This is a genomic window from Acinetobacter sp. USHLN143 (genome assembly GCF_037145695.1).
GTDB lineage: Bacteria > Pseudomonadota > Gammaproteobacteria > Pseudomonadales > Moraxellaceae > Acinetobacter > Acinetobacter fasciculus.
Map to the genome: position 1 here is coordinate 1 of NZ_JBBCWZ010000061.1, position 17,744 is coordinate 17,744.

Sequence of the window (17,744 nt, forward strand, 5' to 3'; positions counted from 1 at the left end):
GAACACTCTTCAACTGCTCTCGGAATATTCAATAGATGAACTCAATGAGATAGCCACAATGGCATTAGGTATCTCATAGATGTGTAGATACCTATGCCTTTTAGGAGAGGGTTAGGGTGAGGTCATATTTTAATCCTTCCTAACCTCCTTTTGATAAAGGAAGGAATTTACTTTTAAAATGTATCAACAATAAAAAAGCACCTTTCGGTGCTTTTTTATTTACTGAATGATTTGTAAATCATCCTGTAAATGACAGGCCTGAATGATATTCATCATTTTAGCAGGGACAGCTTTAAACTGTAGTCCTTGCGCTTGAGGAGTCTGGCGCAACCAGCGCACCAATACTGCCAAAGCCAAAGTACTGCCACTTTCAAGCCCAGCCAGATTAACCACAAGCGGAAACTTGCTCTGCGACTGAACCACACGCAGACCATCTAAGTAATAGTCCTGCGCATTAGCATAGTCAATCTTGCCTGAAACCTGCAATTCCTGATCCTTGAATACAATCACGGCTCACCTATCTGATTATTTCTTGTCGATTGCAGCTTCTGCATCCGGTTTGAAGTTAGCAATAGCTTTATCTATGTTACCGCCATTACGTTTGACTGTCGCAGCAAACTGGTTACGGAATTGCAAACCTAGATCAATACCCGATACATTGATGTTGCGGATTTTCCATTGTGAACCTTTGTCCACCAGCTGAAACGCTACCGGAATTTTTTCGCCTTTATTATTAAAGTCGATGGTTACAACAGGGTTTTTGCTATTGCTAGCCTTGTATGGACGTACGCTATAGGTCTGATTGCTGAACTTGGAAAATGCAGAACCATAATTTTCAATGAGCGTTTCACGGAAATTCTTTTCAAACTGTGCGCGCTGTGCAGCCGTACTATACTGGTTCGTTGCATAAGTCCCCATCACAATACGCGTGAAAGACTGTGAATCAATGTATGGATCCAAATTCTGGCGGACAATCGCTTTGACCAGCGCCGGATTGTTCTGCAATTTTGCATTATCAGCTTTGAGGCGCTCAATCAAACCATCTGCCACTTTTTTAATAAAAGCAGGTGGTGCTTCAGACGGTGCAGCAAACACTGTACCAGCAACCATTGTGGAAAGAATGCTTGCTGTAAGCGTTTGTTTTACTAAAGTCTTCACTGAAATCTCCTCAATCTATTATTCAACAAATGCAGGTTCTGCATCAGTCGATTCTGAAACTGTCGCCTGTTCTGGGGCAGTTTCTTGACTATCCGACGATTTACCGGCACCGCCAGTAATGAACTTCGTCACTAAATCTTCAATTTCCATGGTGCCTTGGGTATTGGCAATCTGATCACCGCGCTGCAAATAGTTCAGACCACCACCTGGAATAATTTTCAGGTATTTTTCACCCAATAACCCATTGGTCGCTACCATAATATAAGCATCCTCATCAATATTGGTGATGGATTTCATGTTAGCTAAGAGTTGTTTTTCCATGTCTTTTTGTTGCGCAGGGGTAGCCGCAGTATAGTCTGAACTATAACGTAACTCTTCCAGTGCTTCCTGCTGAACCTGCTTTAACTGTTCAGTATTAAACGAGGTCAAGGAGCCATCTAGGGTCATATGTACGGTCGCCAGACGCGTCACTGGATCCAGGGTAATGTCATCCACCTGCCCCACTTTCACACCACTCAATGCCACCTTAGCACGCGGCTTGATCCCATTTACATTTTCAAAAGTCGCTGTCATTTTATAGCTGTCGGAAATATTGTGTCCGACCAGACCACTGACACGCATCGCCAGGAAAAATAAGGCAATCGCAAACAAAATAACAAAAACACCAACGGCCAGCTCACTAGTACGTGATTTCATTAAACACCTCCGAACATGACCGCAGTCAACACAAAGTCAAAGCCTAAAACGCACAGCGAAGAATACACGACTGTACGCGTTGTAGAAGTTGCAATACCTTCCGATGTCGGGACACAAGCATAGCCTTGATACACCGCAATCCAGGTACAAATTAATGCGAATACAAAACTTTTAATAATGGTGCCATTCAAGACATCTTTATAGAATTGCACGCTGCTTTCCATGCCGCTCCAATAAGCGCCTTCATCGGCACCCAGGAAATCTACCCCGACCATTTTACCGCCCATAATGCCAACTGCGGCAAAGATGACGGAAAGCATTGGCAAGCTAAAAATCCCTGCCCAAAGACGCGGCGAAATCACCCGCTTCAATGGATCGACACCGATCATTTCCATACTGGACAATTGTTCAGTAGCTTTCATCAGGCCAATTTCCGCAGTCAAGGCTGAACCGGCACGTCCTGCAAATAGCAAAGCAGCGACCACAGGTGCCAGTTCACGCAGCAAGGTCAACGCGACCGCTGTTCCTAGCATCGACTCACTACCAAAGGTCGACAAGATGCTAAACATCTGCAAACCAAGCACGGCACCAATAAACAGGCCAGAAACCATAATAATCAGCAGGGACAATACCCCAACCCGATACATCTGATAAATAAACAGCTTTACGCCAAGCCAGGTCGGCATGGAAAATAAAATCTGCAACAGCATCAGGGTCGCGACCCCAATCCCCTGTACACGTTCAATAACGCGTCTACCTAATGCGGCAATTACATTCATGAACGAACCTCATCACTTAAATAAGCTTGATGACTAAACTGATAATCCACCGGACCTTCTACCGAACCGGTCAGGAATTGCTGTACAAAAGCAGACGGATGCGCTTTCAGCTCTGCTGGTGTGCCCTCGCCCTGAATTTTGCCTTCTGCCACCACATAAATGTAGTCCGCAATCGATAAAGTTTCTGCAACATCATGCGAGACAATAATCGTGGTCAAGTCTAGTGCTTCACGTAATGAACGGATCAGACGAGTCAAAACGCCCATCACAATCGGATCTTGTCCGGCAAACGGTTCATCGTACATGATCAGCTCAGGATCTAGCGCAATCGCACGGGCCAAAGCCACGCGTCGGTTCATACCACCGGATAGTTCAGATGGCATCATCTGTTCTGCACCACGTAAACCGACTGATTCCAGCTTCAGTGCCACGATTTCCTTAATCAGATGTTCCGGCAATTTGGTATGTGCCCGAATCGGAAATGCGACATTTTCATACACGCTCATATCGGTAAACAAAGCACCGCTCTGAAACAGCATGCCCATCCGTGCACGTGCTGAAAAAAGTTCGGAACGTGACATCGTGGCAATATCCTTGCCGTCCAATAAAACCTGACCGTGCTCAGGAACCAGCTGCCCACCAATCAGTCTTAATAAGGTGGTTTTACCAGTACCGGATGGTCCCATAATGGCGGTAATCTGCCCACGACGAATATTTAAACTCACGTCGTCATAAATCACGCGCTCACCCCGCTTGAAGCTCAGATTCTTGACTTCAATCAGAGATTGAGTATCTCGCGCTGTTTGATTTTTCATAGCTGAGTTTATTCCTGCATTTTTTCAGCATGCATACTATAAAGGAACGAAGTTCAAAATGTTAGCAGTTGAAAAAGATGGTTTAATATCATAAAAAAATGACAACAATGGATTATTTCGTATTTTTTATAATAAAAATATGCACTTAAGCTTGATTCAAGCACATTGATTAATTAAAAAGACTGTATAAATAATAGATAATATTACATAAAATCAAAGTCAATGCGATATATGGCATATACACCTCTATCAATTGAGATCGAAGAGCTAAGCTTTTCATATTAATAATTATCATAACCCTGACAAAATATGATTTAGTAGACATTTTACGTTAAAAAGCAAAAAACTCAATGCATAAAAAAACCGGTATTTCTACCGGTTTTTTTATCTTCATCTAGCGACTGAATTAGTCGTTAAATTTACGACGTGGACGATCTTCACCACCGAACGAACGTTCACCACGTGGCTTGTCATCAAAGTTGCGACGTACTGGACGATCACCGAAATCACGCTTTGGACGGTCATCACCGAATGAACGCGCTGGACGATCACCGAAACCGCCTTCACGACGTGGAGCTGAACGATCACCAAAATCACGTTTTGGACGATCACCATAACCGCCTTCACGAGCTGGTTTATAATCTACACGGTTGCCACGGTTGTCATCATTAGAACGAGGACGGTCACCAAAACCACCTTCACGACGTGGAGCTGGACGATCACCGAAGTCACGCTTTGGACGGTCATCAAACGAACGTTGTGGACGATCACCGAAACCGCCTTCACGACGTGGAGCAGGACGATCACCGAAGTCACGCTTTGGACGGTCATCAAACGAACGTTGTGGACGATCACCGAAACCGCCTTCACGACGTGGAGCAGGACGATCACCAAAGTCACGACGTGGACGATCTTCGCCAAATGCTGGACGTTCGCCACGAGGTTTGTCATCGAAGCTACGACGTGGACGATCATCACCGCCTTCACGACGTTTGAAGTTGCTTTCGCCTTCAAAACGACGACCGCCACCGAAACCACCACGACCGCCATCACGACGACCGCCATCACGGCCACGACCGCGACCAGCGCCATCACGGCTACCACGTGCAGGAGGTGGAGATGGCTCAAGACCTTCAATTTCAGATACGTTTAGACGCGCATCAAGGAAGTCTTCCAAAGCACGGATTTTACCGCGTTCACGGTAAGTCGCCAAAGTAATTGCTTTACCAGTACGACCCGCACGACCTGTACGACCGATACGGTGTACATAGTCTTCGTTCTTCATTGGAAGACCGAAGTTGATTACGTGTGAAATTGTTGGTACGTCAAGACCACGCGCTGCAACGTCAGTTGCAACCAGAATCTTCGCACGACCTTCACGAATGCTACGTAAACGACGGTTACGAACAGTTTGTGGCATAGCACCGTGAAGCGCTACAACTGATAGACCTGCTTCAGCAAGTTCTTCAGCCAACATATCTGTATCTTCTTGAGTTGACGCAAATACAACTGCTTGATCAACGTCTTCTTCGTTCAACCAGTGAGTAAGAAGTTTTTTCTTGTGCTCGAAACCGTCAGTCCAATGCAAAGTCTGAGTAATATCAGTATTTGTAGAGTGACCAGTTTCGATCGAAATACGCATTGGGTCATTCATCATGCGTTCTGCAAGTGTAATGATACGTGGTGCAAAAGTCGCAGAGAACATAAGAGTCTGTTTGCGGTTTGCAGCCAACTCACCAATTGCTTCTAAGTCTTCAGAGAAACCCAGGTCAAGCATACGGTCAGCTTCATCGACGATTAACGCGTCAACTTTATCCAATTTGATTTGACGACGATTCACCAAGTCAAGTAGACGACCTGGAGTTGCAACAACAACTTGCGCGCCTTTTAACTGTTGAATTTGCTTACCGAAAGGCATACCGCCCATGATTGCCGCAATACGAACACCTTTCATGTGACGTACAAATGCGATTGCGTCTTGACATACCTGTTGTGCCAATTCACGAGTCGGTGAAATCACCAAAATATTCGGTTGAGTAACCGCTTTCATACGGTCTTTAAACGGTACTAATGTATCTTGGTTTGCCAACGCATTTAACGTAGGCAGTAAGAATGCAGCAGTTTTACCAGAACCTGTTTGGCTTGACACAAGAAGGTCTTTGCCTTCAAGCGCAGCTGGAATCGCTTGTTCTTGTACAGGAGTAGGAGTAGTAAAGCCTAAAGCGTCGAGAGCCTGGGTTAGAGATTCGTCGAGGGAAAAATCAGCAAAAGTTTTGCTCATAGAGAGTATTCACCCTGAAGTGGGTGCTCCATTTAATAAATAACAATTATGGACATCGGCAAAAAGCGGCACAGCAAATAATGCTGAAAATATTAGGATTCAGCAGCGATCCGAGTAACGACGATGTGGATATAACGCACGCATGATTACGGCCGCAAACCTGAAGGAATCGCTTAAGCGATTGGGGCGCGAAGGATATGTCCTCTCTATGGACAGCACGCGCATACAATGATTAGAAGATAGTGTTCAGGTAAAGAACAGAAATTAAGTGCGTGGCGGAATTATAGCAGAATATTCCACAATGTCATTAAGTTTTAAAACTAATTTTCCTTATTCATAATTTATCTATATATTTCTAATACTTAAAATATAATAAAAAATGTAACAGGTGGTATAAAAAGTCACTTTTCGCCAATTCACCTGATATTTCCAGTATTCAAGCAAAGATCAACAACTTTATATCAGTAACTGGTGACCTAGATTCCCATGCATAAAAAAGGCATCCCGAAGGACGCCTTTTCTCAATATTAGATCTGATTCATCTAAACCCGATTATTTTGCTGCTTCACCCCAAGCAGGAACAACTGCTTGCATTAAAGGCTTAAGCATTTTCATTGAACAAGCCAAAACTTGACCATTTTCCATAGAGTCGCTACCACCACGTGCATCAACTACAGTACCGCCTGCTTCTTTCACGATCAATTCGCCAGCTGCGATATCCCAAGGCTTTAAACCAAGTTCGAAATAACCATCGAAACGACCTGCAGCAACATAGGCTAAATCCAATGCTGCAGAACCTGAACGACGATATTGCGCGCCAGCTTCAGTTACATTTAACAGGGTTTGAAAATGGTTCTTGGCATAAGACACAACTTCGCCATTACGCTTGGCACGATAAGCGTGACCAACAGCCATAAAAGTATTTTCCAGGCTGTCTTTAACATTCACACGAATACGGCGCTGGTTCATCATGGCACCACGACCACGACTGGCAGAGAATAGCTCATCTTTCACCGGGTCATAAATCACCCCGTGTTGAGTAATGCCTTTGTGCTGAACTGCGATAGAGATACAGAAATGCGGGAAACCGTTAATGAAGTTTAAAGTACCATCTAGCGGATCGATCACCCAACACCAATCGGCGTCATGACCTTTACCTTCCTGATAGCCAAACTCTTCACCAAGGAAACTGTGATTTTTATAGCTTTTACGTAGGGTATCGATGGTCAACTGTTCCAAATAACGATCTACACGCGTTACCGGACCATCAATTCCTTTTTCTTCGACTTGTAGATCGAGTTTATGACGATTCTGATGCGCTTTTAAAAGCTCTTGACCAACTAACTGAGCCGCACGCGCAGCCATCACCACCATAGGTTCCATTGAACACCCACTACAAATTTGAAGACACTGATAAAGAATAATGCATAAAAGCCCCGATATCTTAGCAAATATCGGGGCTTTTTTGGGAAAAATGTGTCTAAAATTTTTAAGAACTTATGACAAGACGCTTTGCCCCAGGCTGGACCAAGCCTGATTGATCGATTTTTCAATGCCTTGCGCATCCAGACCCGCTTGCTGCAACATCTGTGCATGGGTCGCTTGCGCCATAAACGTATCATCCAGACCCAGATTCAACATCGGTTTGACAATCTGTGCTTCTGCCAGATATTCATTCACGGCACTACCTGCACCGCCCATCACTGCATGTTCTTCCACCGTGACAAACAGACTGGTGCTTAAAGCGAGATCATCGAGCATTTGAGTATCCAGTGGTTTGACAAAACGCATGTTAACCACACGCACGCCAATCTCATGTTTCACGGCAAATGCTTCAGCAGCGTCGACTGCAGCCTGTACCCGGCTACCAAATGCCAGTACAGAAATATATTCATCATACTGCCCATTAAAGCTGGCCACAATTTCCGCCTGACCGATCGGAATCTCGATCATCTTTTGCTGGATATCGACGCCCAGTCCATTGCCACGCGGATAACGTACCGCTGCCGGCCCTGGATACAAATACGCTGTATGCAGCATTTGACGGCATTCATTTTCGTCTTTCGGCGCCATGATCACGATATTCGGGATAGTACGCATATAGGCATAGTCATAAGCACCGGCATGCGTCGGCCCATCTTCACCAACCAGACCGGCACGATCAATACCGAAAGTAACATCCAGATTCTGCAAAGCCACGTCATGTACCAGTTGATCATAACCGCGTTGCAGGAAAGTCGAGTAAATTGCAACCACCGGCTTCAAGCCCTCACAAGCCATACCGGCAGCCAAGGTAACCGCATGCTGTTCGGCAATCGCGACATCAAAGAAACGTTCTGGATATTCTTTGGCAAATTTGACCATGCCTGAGCCTTCGCACATCGCAGGTGTGATTGCGAGCAAACGGGCATCTTGTGCCGCTTCATCGCAAAGCCATTGTCCAAATACATCCGAATATTTCGGTGCAGTATTGCTGGCGGCAACGGCGTTGATTTTGCTAATCGCGTGATATTTGATTTGATCGGATTCTGCCGGAGCAAAGCCTTTGCCTTTTTTAGTATAGATATGAATCAGGCGTGGGCCTTTACGCTTTTTCAGCGCATTAAAGACATGCACCAGCTGTTTGACATCATGACCATCGTACGGGCCAAAATAGTCAAAGCCAATGGCTTGGAATAAGTTATCTGCAGCATCGGTCGCTGCACTGTGCAAACGCGAGTTATACAACCATTCTGGATGTGGCTGTACATATGCCTCACCCTGCTCGGTAACATTAACGAACTCACCGCGCTCCCAAATGGCAGCCAGATGTTTGGCAAAACCACCGGTACTGCAAGAAATCGACATATCATTGTCGTTCAGCACCACCATCAGATCAGCACTGTGTGCCACGGCATCATTCAAGGCTTCAAAAGCCATACCTGCCGTCATGGCGCCATCGCCAATAATTGACACAACTTCACACGGATTATTCTGATAACGACGTGCAAGCGCCATACCTAGGCCAGCAGAAATTGCCGTCGAAGAATGCCCTACCCCAAAAGTATCAAACTCAGATTCTTCACGAGCCGGGAACGCTGCCAGACCGTCTTTGGCACGAATGGTGGTGAGCTGTTCACGACGACCAGTCAACACTTTATGCGGATAGGCCTGATGACCTACATCCCAGATCAGGCGATCATGTGGCGTATTAAAGCAATAGTGTAAGGCCACGGTGAGCTCAATTACACCGAGGTTGGCACCAAAATGTCCGCCACTTTGCCCGGCAGCATACAAAATGAATTGACGTAACTCATCCGCCACTTGTTCCAGCTGGCTTTGCTCGAGTGCACGCAGTTGCTCAGGATGATTGATCGCATCAAGCAACGGTGTTACAGGGCGTTGAGTTGGGATTTCTGTATACAGCATATTATGGCAAAGCCTTCTAAAGCCTGGCAAATCTAAAGCTAGGTCAATGGGGAGTACCCGATCATATAGCTGAATTGTAGCAGCTTCAATTCAGCTACGCTTCTAGCGATGCAATATTAAACAATGATCTCGTCGGGGTGAAAAATTGCAGCCTACGATTATCCTGAATAATCTTACTATTTATCAACTATTATCGTTCGCTTTCTACAAAAAAGAAAATCTATTGCAGAATTTCGACTTTGCAATTCTACCAATGTTCAAGCATTACGCTATACTTTAGCCAATTTCAGGATTTAACGGGTTCAGCTGTGCCAATCGAATTTGTCGCAACGTCAAGATTACCTACCGCTCACGGTGAATTTAAAATTACTGTATTTCAAGACCCTAAGACTGGCGAAGAACATGTCGCACTTTCCAAAGGACTTGAAGAAGTATCAGATGAGCCTGTAGTGGTGCGTGTGCATTCTGAATGTTTAACCGGTGATGCCTTTGCTTCACTCAAATGCGACTGTGGCCCGCAATTGCAAGCGACTTTAAAACTGATCAATGAATTAGGCCGCGGAGTCATTCTGTATTTGCGTCAGGAAGGTCGTGGCATTGGCCTGACCAATAAAATTCGCGCTTATGCCCTGCAAGATCAGGGACATGACACCGTAGATGCCAATTTAATGCTGAACCTGCCAGCAGATGCACGTCAGTATGATATGTGCAGCATCATGCTGGATCATTTACAGGTGAAAGCAGTACGTCTCGTGACCAATAATCCTTCCAAAATTGAGGCTTTAAAAGCCCAGGGGATTAATGTGATCGATCGTGTGCCTTTGACTGTGGGTTTAAACCCTTTTAATGAACAATATCTCAAGACCAAGCACGAACGCATGGCACATCTTTATAAAAAGGATGATTTTTAATATTTTTAACCCCCGCCCCACCTTATTTTAACTTAATCCCTCCAAACCTCCCTTTCTTGCGCTTCGACTTAAAGCCATACTTAAGTCTTGCTCAGGGAGGCTTTCCCTCTTTTTCTTAAAAATGGAGTTAGGGGAAGATTAAATCGTCATGGAAAAAATCCGGTTCTCTGGCACCCGCTGCTTTAAACGTAAATCAAAAGCCATACAAATATTGCGTACAAATGGTTTCCCTTTCTCCAGTATCGTGACTGACGAGTCTGAAAATTGAATCAAACCATCCTGTTCCATTTCCTCAAGCTGTTCCAAAACTTCATCAATTTCAGGGAAACGTAATTCGGGATTTCCCCATGAGGTGCTAAAGCTGCACATCAGATTTAGAATATGTTGCCGAATAATCAGATCTTCCTGATTTAAGACATGCCCTTTAAATACCGGAATTTCATTGCGCGCCAGGCATTCATAATATTCTTCAATGGTTTTCACATTCTGCGCAAAGCTATACCAGCTATCGCTGATCGAAGAAATGCCCAGCCCAATCATCACCTGGGTTTTAGAGGCGGTGTACCCCATAAAATTGCGGTGTAATGTTCCTGCTTGAAAGGACTGGTACATCGCATCTTTTTCTAAGGCAAAATGATCCATGCCGATTTCATGATAACCATGCGCGAGTAACTTCTTTTTACCTTCTTCATAGCATTCCCGTTTGATTGCATCTTTGGGCACATCGGCATCTTTAAAACCGCGCTGACCATTGCCTTTAATCCAAGGCACATGTGCATAGCTATATAAAGCCAGACGGTCCGGCAAGAGCGAATTGGTTTGTTCAATAGTATTTAAAACATCTTCCAGACTCTGAAATGGCAGACCAAAGACCAGATCATGGGAAATCGATTCATAGCCAATTTCTCGCGCCCATTCGGTTACCTGTTTAACATTTTCATAAGGCTGAATCCGGTGAATCGCCTTTTGCACGGTTTCATTATAATCCTGTACCCCATAACTGACTCGACGAAAGCCAAGGTCATATAAACCTTGCAAATGCTCACGCATGGTATTATTAGGATGGCCTTCAAAACTGAATTCATGTACAGGCGCTACATCTGCTTTGGCCAGAATGCCTTGAATCAGTTGAGCCAGATGCGCCATTGAAAAAAAGGTCGGCGTTCCCCCACCCAAATGAATTTCTTTAATGATGGGCTTTTCTTGTAATAGCTCACAATATAAATCCCATTCTTTCAACACTGCCTGAATATAAGGCTGTTCCATTTCATGTTTTTTTGTGACTCTCTTATGGCAACCACAAAAGGTACACAGGCTTTCGCAAAATGGCAGGTGGATATACAAGCTAATGCCTTCGCTTTGATTGGATTCATCAAAAGACTTTTTTAGCGTTTGCTTCCATTGTTCCAGCGAGAAATTCTGCTCTTCCCAATACGGAACCGTAGGATAACTAGTATAGCGTGGCCCGGGAACATTGTATTTTTGAATCAGGGAATTGACCTGTACCGACATGACACCCACCTATTACCATCGAGAAATGCTCAAGCCAATGAGCGCTTGTGAGTTATTGTGCTGAGCTTGAAAGAAGAATTCAACCTAGCCATTTGGTCGGATTTAATCATGCATTCTGCTTATGAAGCTTGAAATTTAAAGTCTGGACCGATCAACTGCATCACCAAATTAGACCTTAATCTTTGACTGATTTTATGCTTTGATGTAATTAGTTTTTTATTTCCCTACGAGGCTCTGATGCAGCATCCTACATCTGCGGATATTCAACGCGTTCGTGAATTTCTCCTCGACTTGCAGGCACGGATTTGTGCGGCACTAGAACAACAGGAACGTACTGGCGGCGGTACAGCCGAATTTATCATCGATGACTGGGAGCGTCCGGAAGGTGGTGGCGGCCGTTCACGTGTTTTGCAAAATGGTACGGTAATTGAAAAAGGCGGTGTGATGTTCTCCCACATCAACATTTCCAAGCTGCCCGCTTCTGCGACCGAACGCCATCCCAATATTGCTGGTGCCAAAGCGCAAGCAATGGGAGTATCACTGGTCATCCATCCAAAAAATCCGAATGTACCGACTTCGCATGCCAACGTGCGTTTATTTGTGGCAGAAAAAGAAGGTCAGGATCCGATCTGGTGGTTTGGTGGCGGTTTTGACCTGACCCCGTTTTATCCGAATGATGAAGATGTACTGTCTTGGCATCAAACGGCGCATGATCTGTGTGTGCCATTTGGCGAAGAAGTTTATCCTGAACATAAACAATGGTGTGATAACTATTTTTATTTAAAACATCGTGATGAACAGCGCGGTGTGGGTGGTTTATTTTTTGACGATCTGAATCAATGGGATTTTGAAACCTGTTTCCAGTATCTGCAGGCTATAGGCAATGGTTACCTGGAAGCCATTCTGCCGATTTTCCAGCGCAATCAGGATAAGCCTTATACCGAAGCACAACGCGAATTCCAGTTATACCGTCGCGGCCGTTATGTGGAATACAATCTGGTTTATGACCGCGGCACCCTGTTTGGTTTGCAGACTGGTGGCCGGATTGAATCGATTCTGGTCAGCTTGCCCCCGCTTACCGGATGGTCATATCGCCCTGAATGGGATGAAGGCTCACCGGAAAAACGTTTAACAGATTACTACCTGAAACCACATGACTGGTTAACAGAATTAAAATCCAACGCAATGAAATGATACAAACGGCCCTCAAATAGAGGGCTGTTTTAATAGATATATCCTCTATACTGCTGCATAGAAATATCTGATTTGATCGGGGCACCCTATCGCTACATCGATCACATTCCATTTGATGTCTAGTGAGAATAACAATGCATAATCTTCAATTAAATCTACCTGTGTTGGCCTTTTGGCTTTTTTTGGCTCTTGCCATCAGCGCGATGAGTACCGCAATTTTGAGTCACAACCTGATTCTGGATGGCGCCGCTATTCTGGTGAGTATCCTGACTGGGCTTGGGGTTGTTCTCAGTATGGCGCTGATGTTTGCGGAACATATTATGGATATTTGCAGTTCCTAAAATCCTAATAACTTAGCAGTAATTCAAAATCGCGCAGGCTTTAGTCCCTGCGCTTTTTCACGTATATTGATGGCCATTTCCGCACATGGACATTGTGAAATGAGCAAACAATTTGCCGTGATTGGCAACCCGATTGAACAGTCACGTTCTCCAGAATTGCATCATGCCTTTGCTGCTAAAACTGGTGTCGACCTGAATTACACTAAACTTCTGGCGCCACTGGATGGCTTTGAAGCCAACATTCAGGAGTTCTTTAGCAATGGCGGTAGTGGCATGAATGTCACCGTACCCTTTAAAGAACAGGCTTTTGCCCACTGTCAGGTACTGAGTGAACGGGCCAAAATTGCCAAAGCCGTGAATACGCTATGGATGGAAAATGGCATCCTGCATGGCGACAATACCGATGGTCAGGGACTGGTTGAAGCCATCCGTGCCTTGGACTGGCCACTGGAAAATACAGATATTTTAATTATTGGTGCAGGCGGTGCCACGCGTGGTGTAATCTATCCCCTAGCCCAGGCAGGTGCGAAAAAAATCGTGATCGCCAATCGTACCTTGGCACGGGCGGAACAACTGGTCGCTGATCTTCAGAATGCCGTACCGCAAGTCGAATTACAGGCGATTTCACTAGACACTTTAGCCGGTGAATTTGATTTGGTGATTAATGCCACCTCTGCCAGCCTCAGTGGTGATGCTTTGGTTTTACCAGAGGCGTTACAGTTTAAACGGGCCTATGAAATGGCCTATGGCAAACCTTCTTCCTTTCTCGATCAAGCCAAAGTACGCGGTGTACCGACATCTGAAGGTTTTGGCATGCTGGTCGGTCAGGCAATTGAATCTTTTTACATCTGGAATGGTATCAAGCCGGATTTAAAAGAGTTTCTTTAAAACCCCTATCTCTCCAATGAGTTCAGTTCGGGTTGCAACTGCAACCCTTTACTCTCCTCCTACTACTTTTTATAAGCTGAAAAACCATGAATTGGTTTTAATGACATTTTAGAATGAGTTATTTTGCGACCTGAATCCGAGCACAATTCATACAAAAACATACTGGACAAATCACCTTTTAACTCATTAAATTCCATTGATATAACAAGTTTTTAATCTTCCTGTAATGTAAACACCTAATGATGAAATTCGATGATTTCATTCATTAGCCTTAAAAATCGATTCGCTTTTCTGACATTTTTATTCACTGAATTCATCAATGTTTTTTTATCCCGAATGTGAATAATCAAAGAATCGATACAGATAATCCAAAACTAATTTCAATCAGGATTAAACGCATGCCAGCATATAAAGCCCCTTTACACGACATTCGCTTCCTTATGAATGAAGTGCTTGACTACCCTGCGCACTACCAGAATTTGTCGAATGGTGAATATGCCGATGCCGACACGGTAGATATGATCTTAGAAGGCGCTGCAGATTTCTGTGAAAATGTACTGTCGCCGTTGAATCAAAGCGGTGATGAAGAAGGCTGTCATTTTGAAAATGGCGAAGTAAAAACACCGAAAGGCTTTAAAGAAGCTTACGACCAGTTCGTACAAGGTGGCTGGCAAGGTCTGTCTTATCCTGAAGAATTTGGTGGCCAAAACCTGCCAATGTCTTTAAACCTGATCAAATCGGAAATGATGGGGACTGCAAACTGGTCATTCCAGATGTATCCGGGTTTAAGTGTGGGTTGTATCAACACTATCATGCAATATGGTACCGATGAGCAGAAAAACACGTATCTGCCTCACTTAGTTGCAGGAACTTGGGCGGGCACCATGTGTCTGACTGAGCCGCAATGTGGTACTGACTTGGGTCAAGTTAAGACCAAAGCAGAGCCGAAAGAAGATGGCAGCTATGCCATTTCAGGCACCAAAATCTTTATTTCCGCAGGTGAGCACGACCTGACTGAAAATATCGTACATATCGTACTGGCACGCCTTCCAGATGCGCCGCAAGGTACCAAAGGGATTTCTCTGTTTATCGTACCGAAATTTATTGCTGCTGCAGATGGCGGGATCGGCGAGCGTAATCCAGTGAACTGTGGTTCGATTGAACACAAAATGGGGATTCGCGCTTCAGCAACGGCTGTACTGAATTTTGACAATGCGACTGGCTACCTGATTGGCGAACCGAATAAAGGCTTGCACGCTATGTTCACCTTTATGAACACGGCGCGTATTGGTACTGCGATTCAGGGTATTTGTCATGCTGAACTGTCGTTCCAGGGTGCTTTACCTTATGCTAAAGAACGTATGTCAATGCGTGCCTTGTCTGGCAAAAAAGATCCAGAAAAAGTGGCGGATGCGATCATTCATCATGCCGATGTACGCCGTATGCTGTTGACGCAAAAAGCCATTGCTGAAGGTGGCCGTGCCATGATTTATCATGCTGCGCAAATTGCCGACAACATGAATGATGCTTTGCTGCGTGGCGATACTGCAGCATTTGAACAGCATGATGACCATCTTGGGTTCTATACTCCAATCCTGAAAGGCTTCCTGACCGAAATGGGTTATGAGGCATCAAATCACGGTATGCAAGTCTTCGGTGGACATGGCTATATCAAAGAATGGGGCATGGAACAGATCGTACGTGACTCACGTATCTCTACCCTGTATGAAGGCACAACAGGTGTTCAGGCACTGGATCTGATTGGCCGTAAAGTGCTGTTGACATCAAAAGGTAAAGTTATTCGTGATTACACTGCTGAAATCCTGAAATTCTGCGGTCAGCATGCACGCAATAAATACATGCGCCGCTTTGCCTGGGATTTGACCAAGCTATGTGCACAGTGGAATGCGTTAACCGTGCGTATCATGCTGGCTGCACGTAAGGATCGTGACATTGTGTCTTCTGCGTCAGTCGATTTCCTAATGTTCTCCGGTTATGTGATGATGGCCTACTTCTGGGCACAGCAAGCTGCAGTCGCTTCAGCCAAACTAGCTTCTAATGACGGTACGGAAGTTCCAGAATTCTATAAAGCGAAAATCAAAACTGCTGATTTCTACTTTGAACGTATTCTGCCACGTACTCAAGGTCATGCTGAAGCGATGGTGAATCCCTCTAAAACCATGACGGCACTGGCACCAGAACACTTTAGCTTTGACTACTAAGCTGTAAATTGAGTTAAAAAGGGCGCTTCGGCGCTCTTTTTATTGATGTAGATACCCTTGTTTAACTTAAAAAACCTTTCTGGATAGAAAATATACAAATTTAATTTTATATTTTTCAACATCCTAATAAATTAGCCAAATAAAACGCTTGTATATCTGAAAATAAGCGGTATGATAATCCCAACTAGAAAAATTCTTGTTTTGGTTAGTCTTCTTTTAAGTATCGCAGTTTTAGTCATAAACCTTCGTATTACAGATCAAAAAGCTCCATCCTTTTTATTTTTCAAAGTTACAGTTAGTCATCTGAAATTTTGGCTATAAATTCATACGATTCAATAGGTTATATTATGTCTAATACAGTTAACGGTACAGTAAAATGGTTCAACGAAACTAAAGGTTTCGGTTTCATTCAACAAGAATCAGGTCCAGACGTTTTTGCTCACTTCAGCGAAATCACTGGTTCAGGTTTCAAAACTTTAGTTGAAGGCCAAAAGGTTTCTTTCAGCGTAGCTCAAGGCCAAAAAGGCCCTACAGCTGTAAATATCGTTGCTCTATAATCTAGAAGCAAGATATTGAAAAAAAGCACTCTTAGAGTGCTTTTTTTGTGCCTATCATTTTCTCATACCGCTCTAGTTTTTAAAGATCATTGGGTTGATCTAAAAAACGGTGTGCTCTATGCCAGGCTAAAAATACCGGATCAGGGGCAAAACGTTTTGGTACGTCGATTCGCTTACCGTGATAGGGTTTTAAATAGGCGTATAAACTCGCATCTTGCTTGGCCTGATTCGCGATACACACTTTAAGCCCTTCATCCAACGTGATAAATCCCTGATCGAAAGCTTGATCCAATAAAGAAGATAAACAAATTCCATTACGCGGATTTTTTCGATGTGCCTGATTTTCAGACCAGGGTACGATATGAGAAGCCACTAAAAAGGCTTTGGCCTTAATGCCTGAGATCGCACATTGATATTGATAATTAAGTTTAACTTGTAAAGCAAATTTCTGGTGTGGCGAACCGCGAACCTTTACCCTTGCATATTGATCTTCAACACTATAATCAAGGATTTCTTGACGCAAATGCGTATCTAGTAAAGTGTCCTGTTTTTCTCCTCTTCCCGCTAATTTAAGTAATCGCCAAAAATCATCTGCCGTGATCTCATTCATGCCATATTGTTGAAAAAAATGTGCCCAAGTATTTCCGCGTGGTTTAAAAGCCCATTGAAAATCTTCCAAATCGGACTGCAGAATAGGATCTATAAAACGCATACCATCGATCACTTTCGCAAAGACCGGTTTGGTTCGGCGTTTTTGATGATTTTGAGGAATGGCAGTAGGTGCAATAATCTTGGCTATACGGCCTGCACCATAAAGATAGAATTGATTTTTAATTTCAGAGGCTTTTTGCGGTCGTCGATATAAAAAGAAGGTGGTGTTTCAAAAAGTATGCTGGCGTTAAACAAATCCGTTATTAAGGTAAAAGAAAGTCAAATCAAAGGCTTTAAAATGATTTTCGAGCTTTTTAGAAAAGTTGCAACT

General features: G+C 44.1%; 16 protein-coding genes and 1 pseudogene. 6 read left to right on the top strand and 11 right to left on the bottom strand.

Annotation, left to right across the window (positions count from 1 at the left end; translation table 11 throughout):
* Window positions 1-219 precede the first annotated feature (219 nt).
* The 8 genes from WFH18_RS13340 to dxs form a co-directional block, all read right to left on the bottom strand.
* Window positions 220-510 carry an STAS domain-containing protein gene (locus WFH18_RS13340; protein ID WP_004732307.1) on the bottom strand — a complete coding sequence of 97 codons (291 nt, stop codon included), beginning with the start codon at window positions 508-510 and terminating at the stop codon, window positions 220-222.
* Between the two features lie 15 nt (window positions 511-525).
* On the bottom strand, window positions 526-1,158 hold the full coding sequence (locus tag WFH18_RS13345; RefSeq protein ID WP_004732310.1) for an MlaC/ttg2D family ABC transporter substrate-binding protein: 633 nt from the start codon (window positions 1,156-1,158) through the stop codon (window positions 526-528).
* Window positions 1,159-1,176: 18 nt separating this feature from the next.
* The gene (mlaD, locus tag WFH18_RS13350; RefSeq protein WP_004732312.1) at window positions 1,177-1,854 is read right to left on the bottom strand and encodes an outer membrane lipid asymmetry maintenance protein MlaD; all 678 of its coding nucleotides are present in this window, start codon (window positions 1,852-1,854) and stop codon (window positions 1,177-1,179) included.
* Window positions 1,854-2,633 carry a lipid asymmetry maintenance ABC transporter permease subunit MlaE gene (gene mlaE / locus WFH18_RS13355; protein ID WP_121980334.1) on the bottom strand — a complete coding sequence of 260 codons (780 nt, stop codon included), beginning with the start codon at window positions 2,631-2,633 and terminating at the stop codon, window positions 1,854-1,856. Before mlaE ends, mlaD begins: the two co-directional genes overlap by 1 nt.
* Complete coding sequence (locus WFH18_RS13360; RefSeq protein ID WP_004645032.1) at window positions 2,630-3,448, bottom strand: ABC transporter ATP-binding protein; 819 nt, start codon at window positions 3,446-3,448, stop codon at window positions 2,630-2,632. The genes mlaE and WFH18_RS13360 overlap by 4 nt, the downstream gene beginning before the upstream one ends.
* 406 nt (window positions 3,449-3,854) lie before the next feature.
* Complete coding sequence (locus tag WFH18_RS13365) at window positions 3,855-5,729, bottom strand: DEAD/DEAH box helicase (RefSeq protein WP_004732315.1); 1,875 nt, start codon at window positions 5,727-5,729, stop codon at window positions 3,855-3,857.
* Between the two features lie 552 nt (window positions 5,730-6,281).
* A complete protein-coding gene (locus tag WFH18_RS13370) occupies window positions 6,282-7,112 on the bottom strand; it encodes an inositol monophosphatase family protein (protein ID WP_004281534.1) in 831 nt (276 codons plus the stop codon).
* A gap of 114 nt (window positions 7,113-7,226) precedes the next feature.
* A complete protein-coding gene (gene dxs / locus WFH18_RS13375) occupies window positions 7,227-9,137 on the bottom strand; it encodes a 1-deoxy-D-xylulose-5-phosphate synthase (RefSeq protein ID WP_004732318.1) in 1,911 nt (636 codons plus the stop codon).
* A gap of 308 nt (window positions 9,138-9,445) precedes the next feature.
* On the opposite strand from dxs, the gene ribA reads away from it, so the two are divergent.
* The gene (gene ribA, locus WFH18_RS13380) at window positions 9,446-10,048 is read left to right on the top strand and encodes a GTP cyclohydrolase II (RefSeq protein WP_004645027.1); all 603 of its coding nucleotides are present in this window, start codon (window positions 9,446-9,448) and stop codon (window positions 10,046-10,048) included.
* 138 nt (window positions 10,049-10,186) lie between these two features.
* On the opposite strand, the gene hemN is transcribed toward ribA, so the two are convergent.
* Complete coding sequence (hemN, locus tag WFH18_RS13385) at window positions 10,187-11,560, bottom strand: oxygen-independent coproporphyrinogen III oxidase (protein ID WP_004732320.1); 1,374 nt, start codon at window positions 11,558-11,560, stop codon at window positions 10,187-10,189.
* 237 nt (window positions 11,561-11,797) lie between these two features.
* On the opposite strand from hemN, the gene hemF reads away from it, so the two are divergent.
* From hemF to WFH18_RS13410, 5 genes are all read left to right on the top strand, one after another.
* Window positions 11,798-12,754, top strand: a complete 957-nt coding sequence (gene hemF / locus WFH18_RS13390; RefSeq protein WP_004732322.1) for an oxygen-dependent coproporphyrinogen oxidase — start codon at window positions 11,798-11,800, stop codon at window positions 12,752-12,754.
* A gap of 134 nt (window positions 12,755-12,888) precedes the next feature.
* Entirely contained in the window at window positions 12,889-13,095 is a 207-nt protein-coding gene (locus tag WFH18_RS13395; protein ID WP_004732323.1) for a hypothetical protein, read from the top strand.
* 99 nt (window positions 13,096-13,194) lie between these two features.
* Window positions 13,195-13,983: a shikimate dehydrogenase gene (aroE, locus tag WFH18_RS13400; RefSeq protein ID WP_004732325.1), complete on the top strand. Its 789-nt coding sequence runs from the start codon at window positions 13,195-13,197 to the stop codon at window positions 13,981-13,983.
* A gap of 398 nt (window positions 13,984-14,381) precedes the next feature.
* Window positions 14,382-16,205, top strand: coding sequence for an acyl-CoA dehydrogenase C-terminal domain-containing protein (locus tag WFH18_RS13405; protein WP_004732327.1), 1,824 nt, complete (start codon window positions 14,382-14,384; stop codon window positions 16,203-16,205).
* Window positions 16,206-16,552: 347 nt separating this feature from the next.
* Entirely contained in the window at window positions 16,553-16,762 is a 210-nt protein-coding gene (locus WFH18_RS13410) for a cold-shock protein (protein WP_004281542.1), read from the top strand.
* A gap of 79 nt (window positions 16,763-16,841) precedes the next feature.
* Here the strand turns inward: WFH18_RS13410 and WFH18_RS13415 are convergent, their stop codons facing one another.
* Together WFH18_RS13415 and WFH18_RS13420 are read right to left on the bottom strand one after the other, a co-directional pair.
* On the bottom strand, window positions 16,842-17,474 hold the full coding sequence (locus WFH18_RS13415; protein ID WP_228277133.1) for an HNH endonuclease: 633 nt from the start codon (window positions 17,472-17,474) through the stop codon (window positions 16,842-16,844).
* Between the two features lie 186 nt (window positions 17,475-17,660).
* Window positions 17,661-17,744, bottom strand: a pseudogene (locus WFH18_RS13420) (IS1 family transposase); the annotation flags it as partial.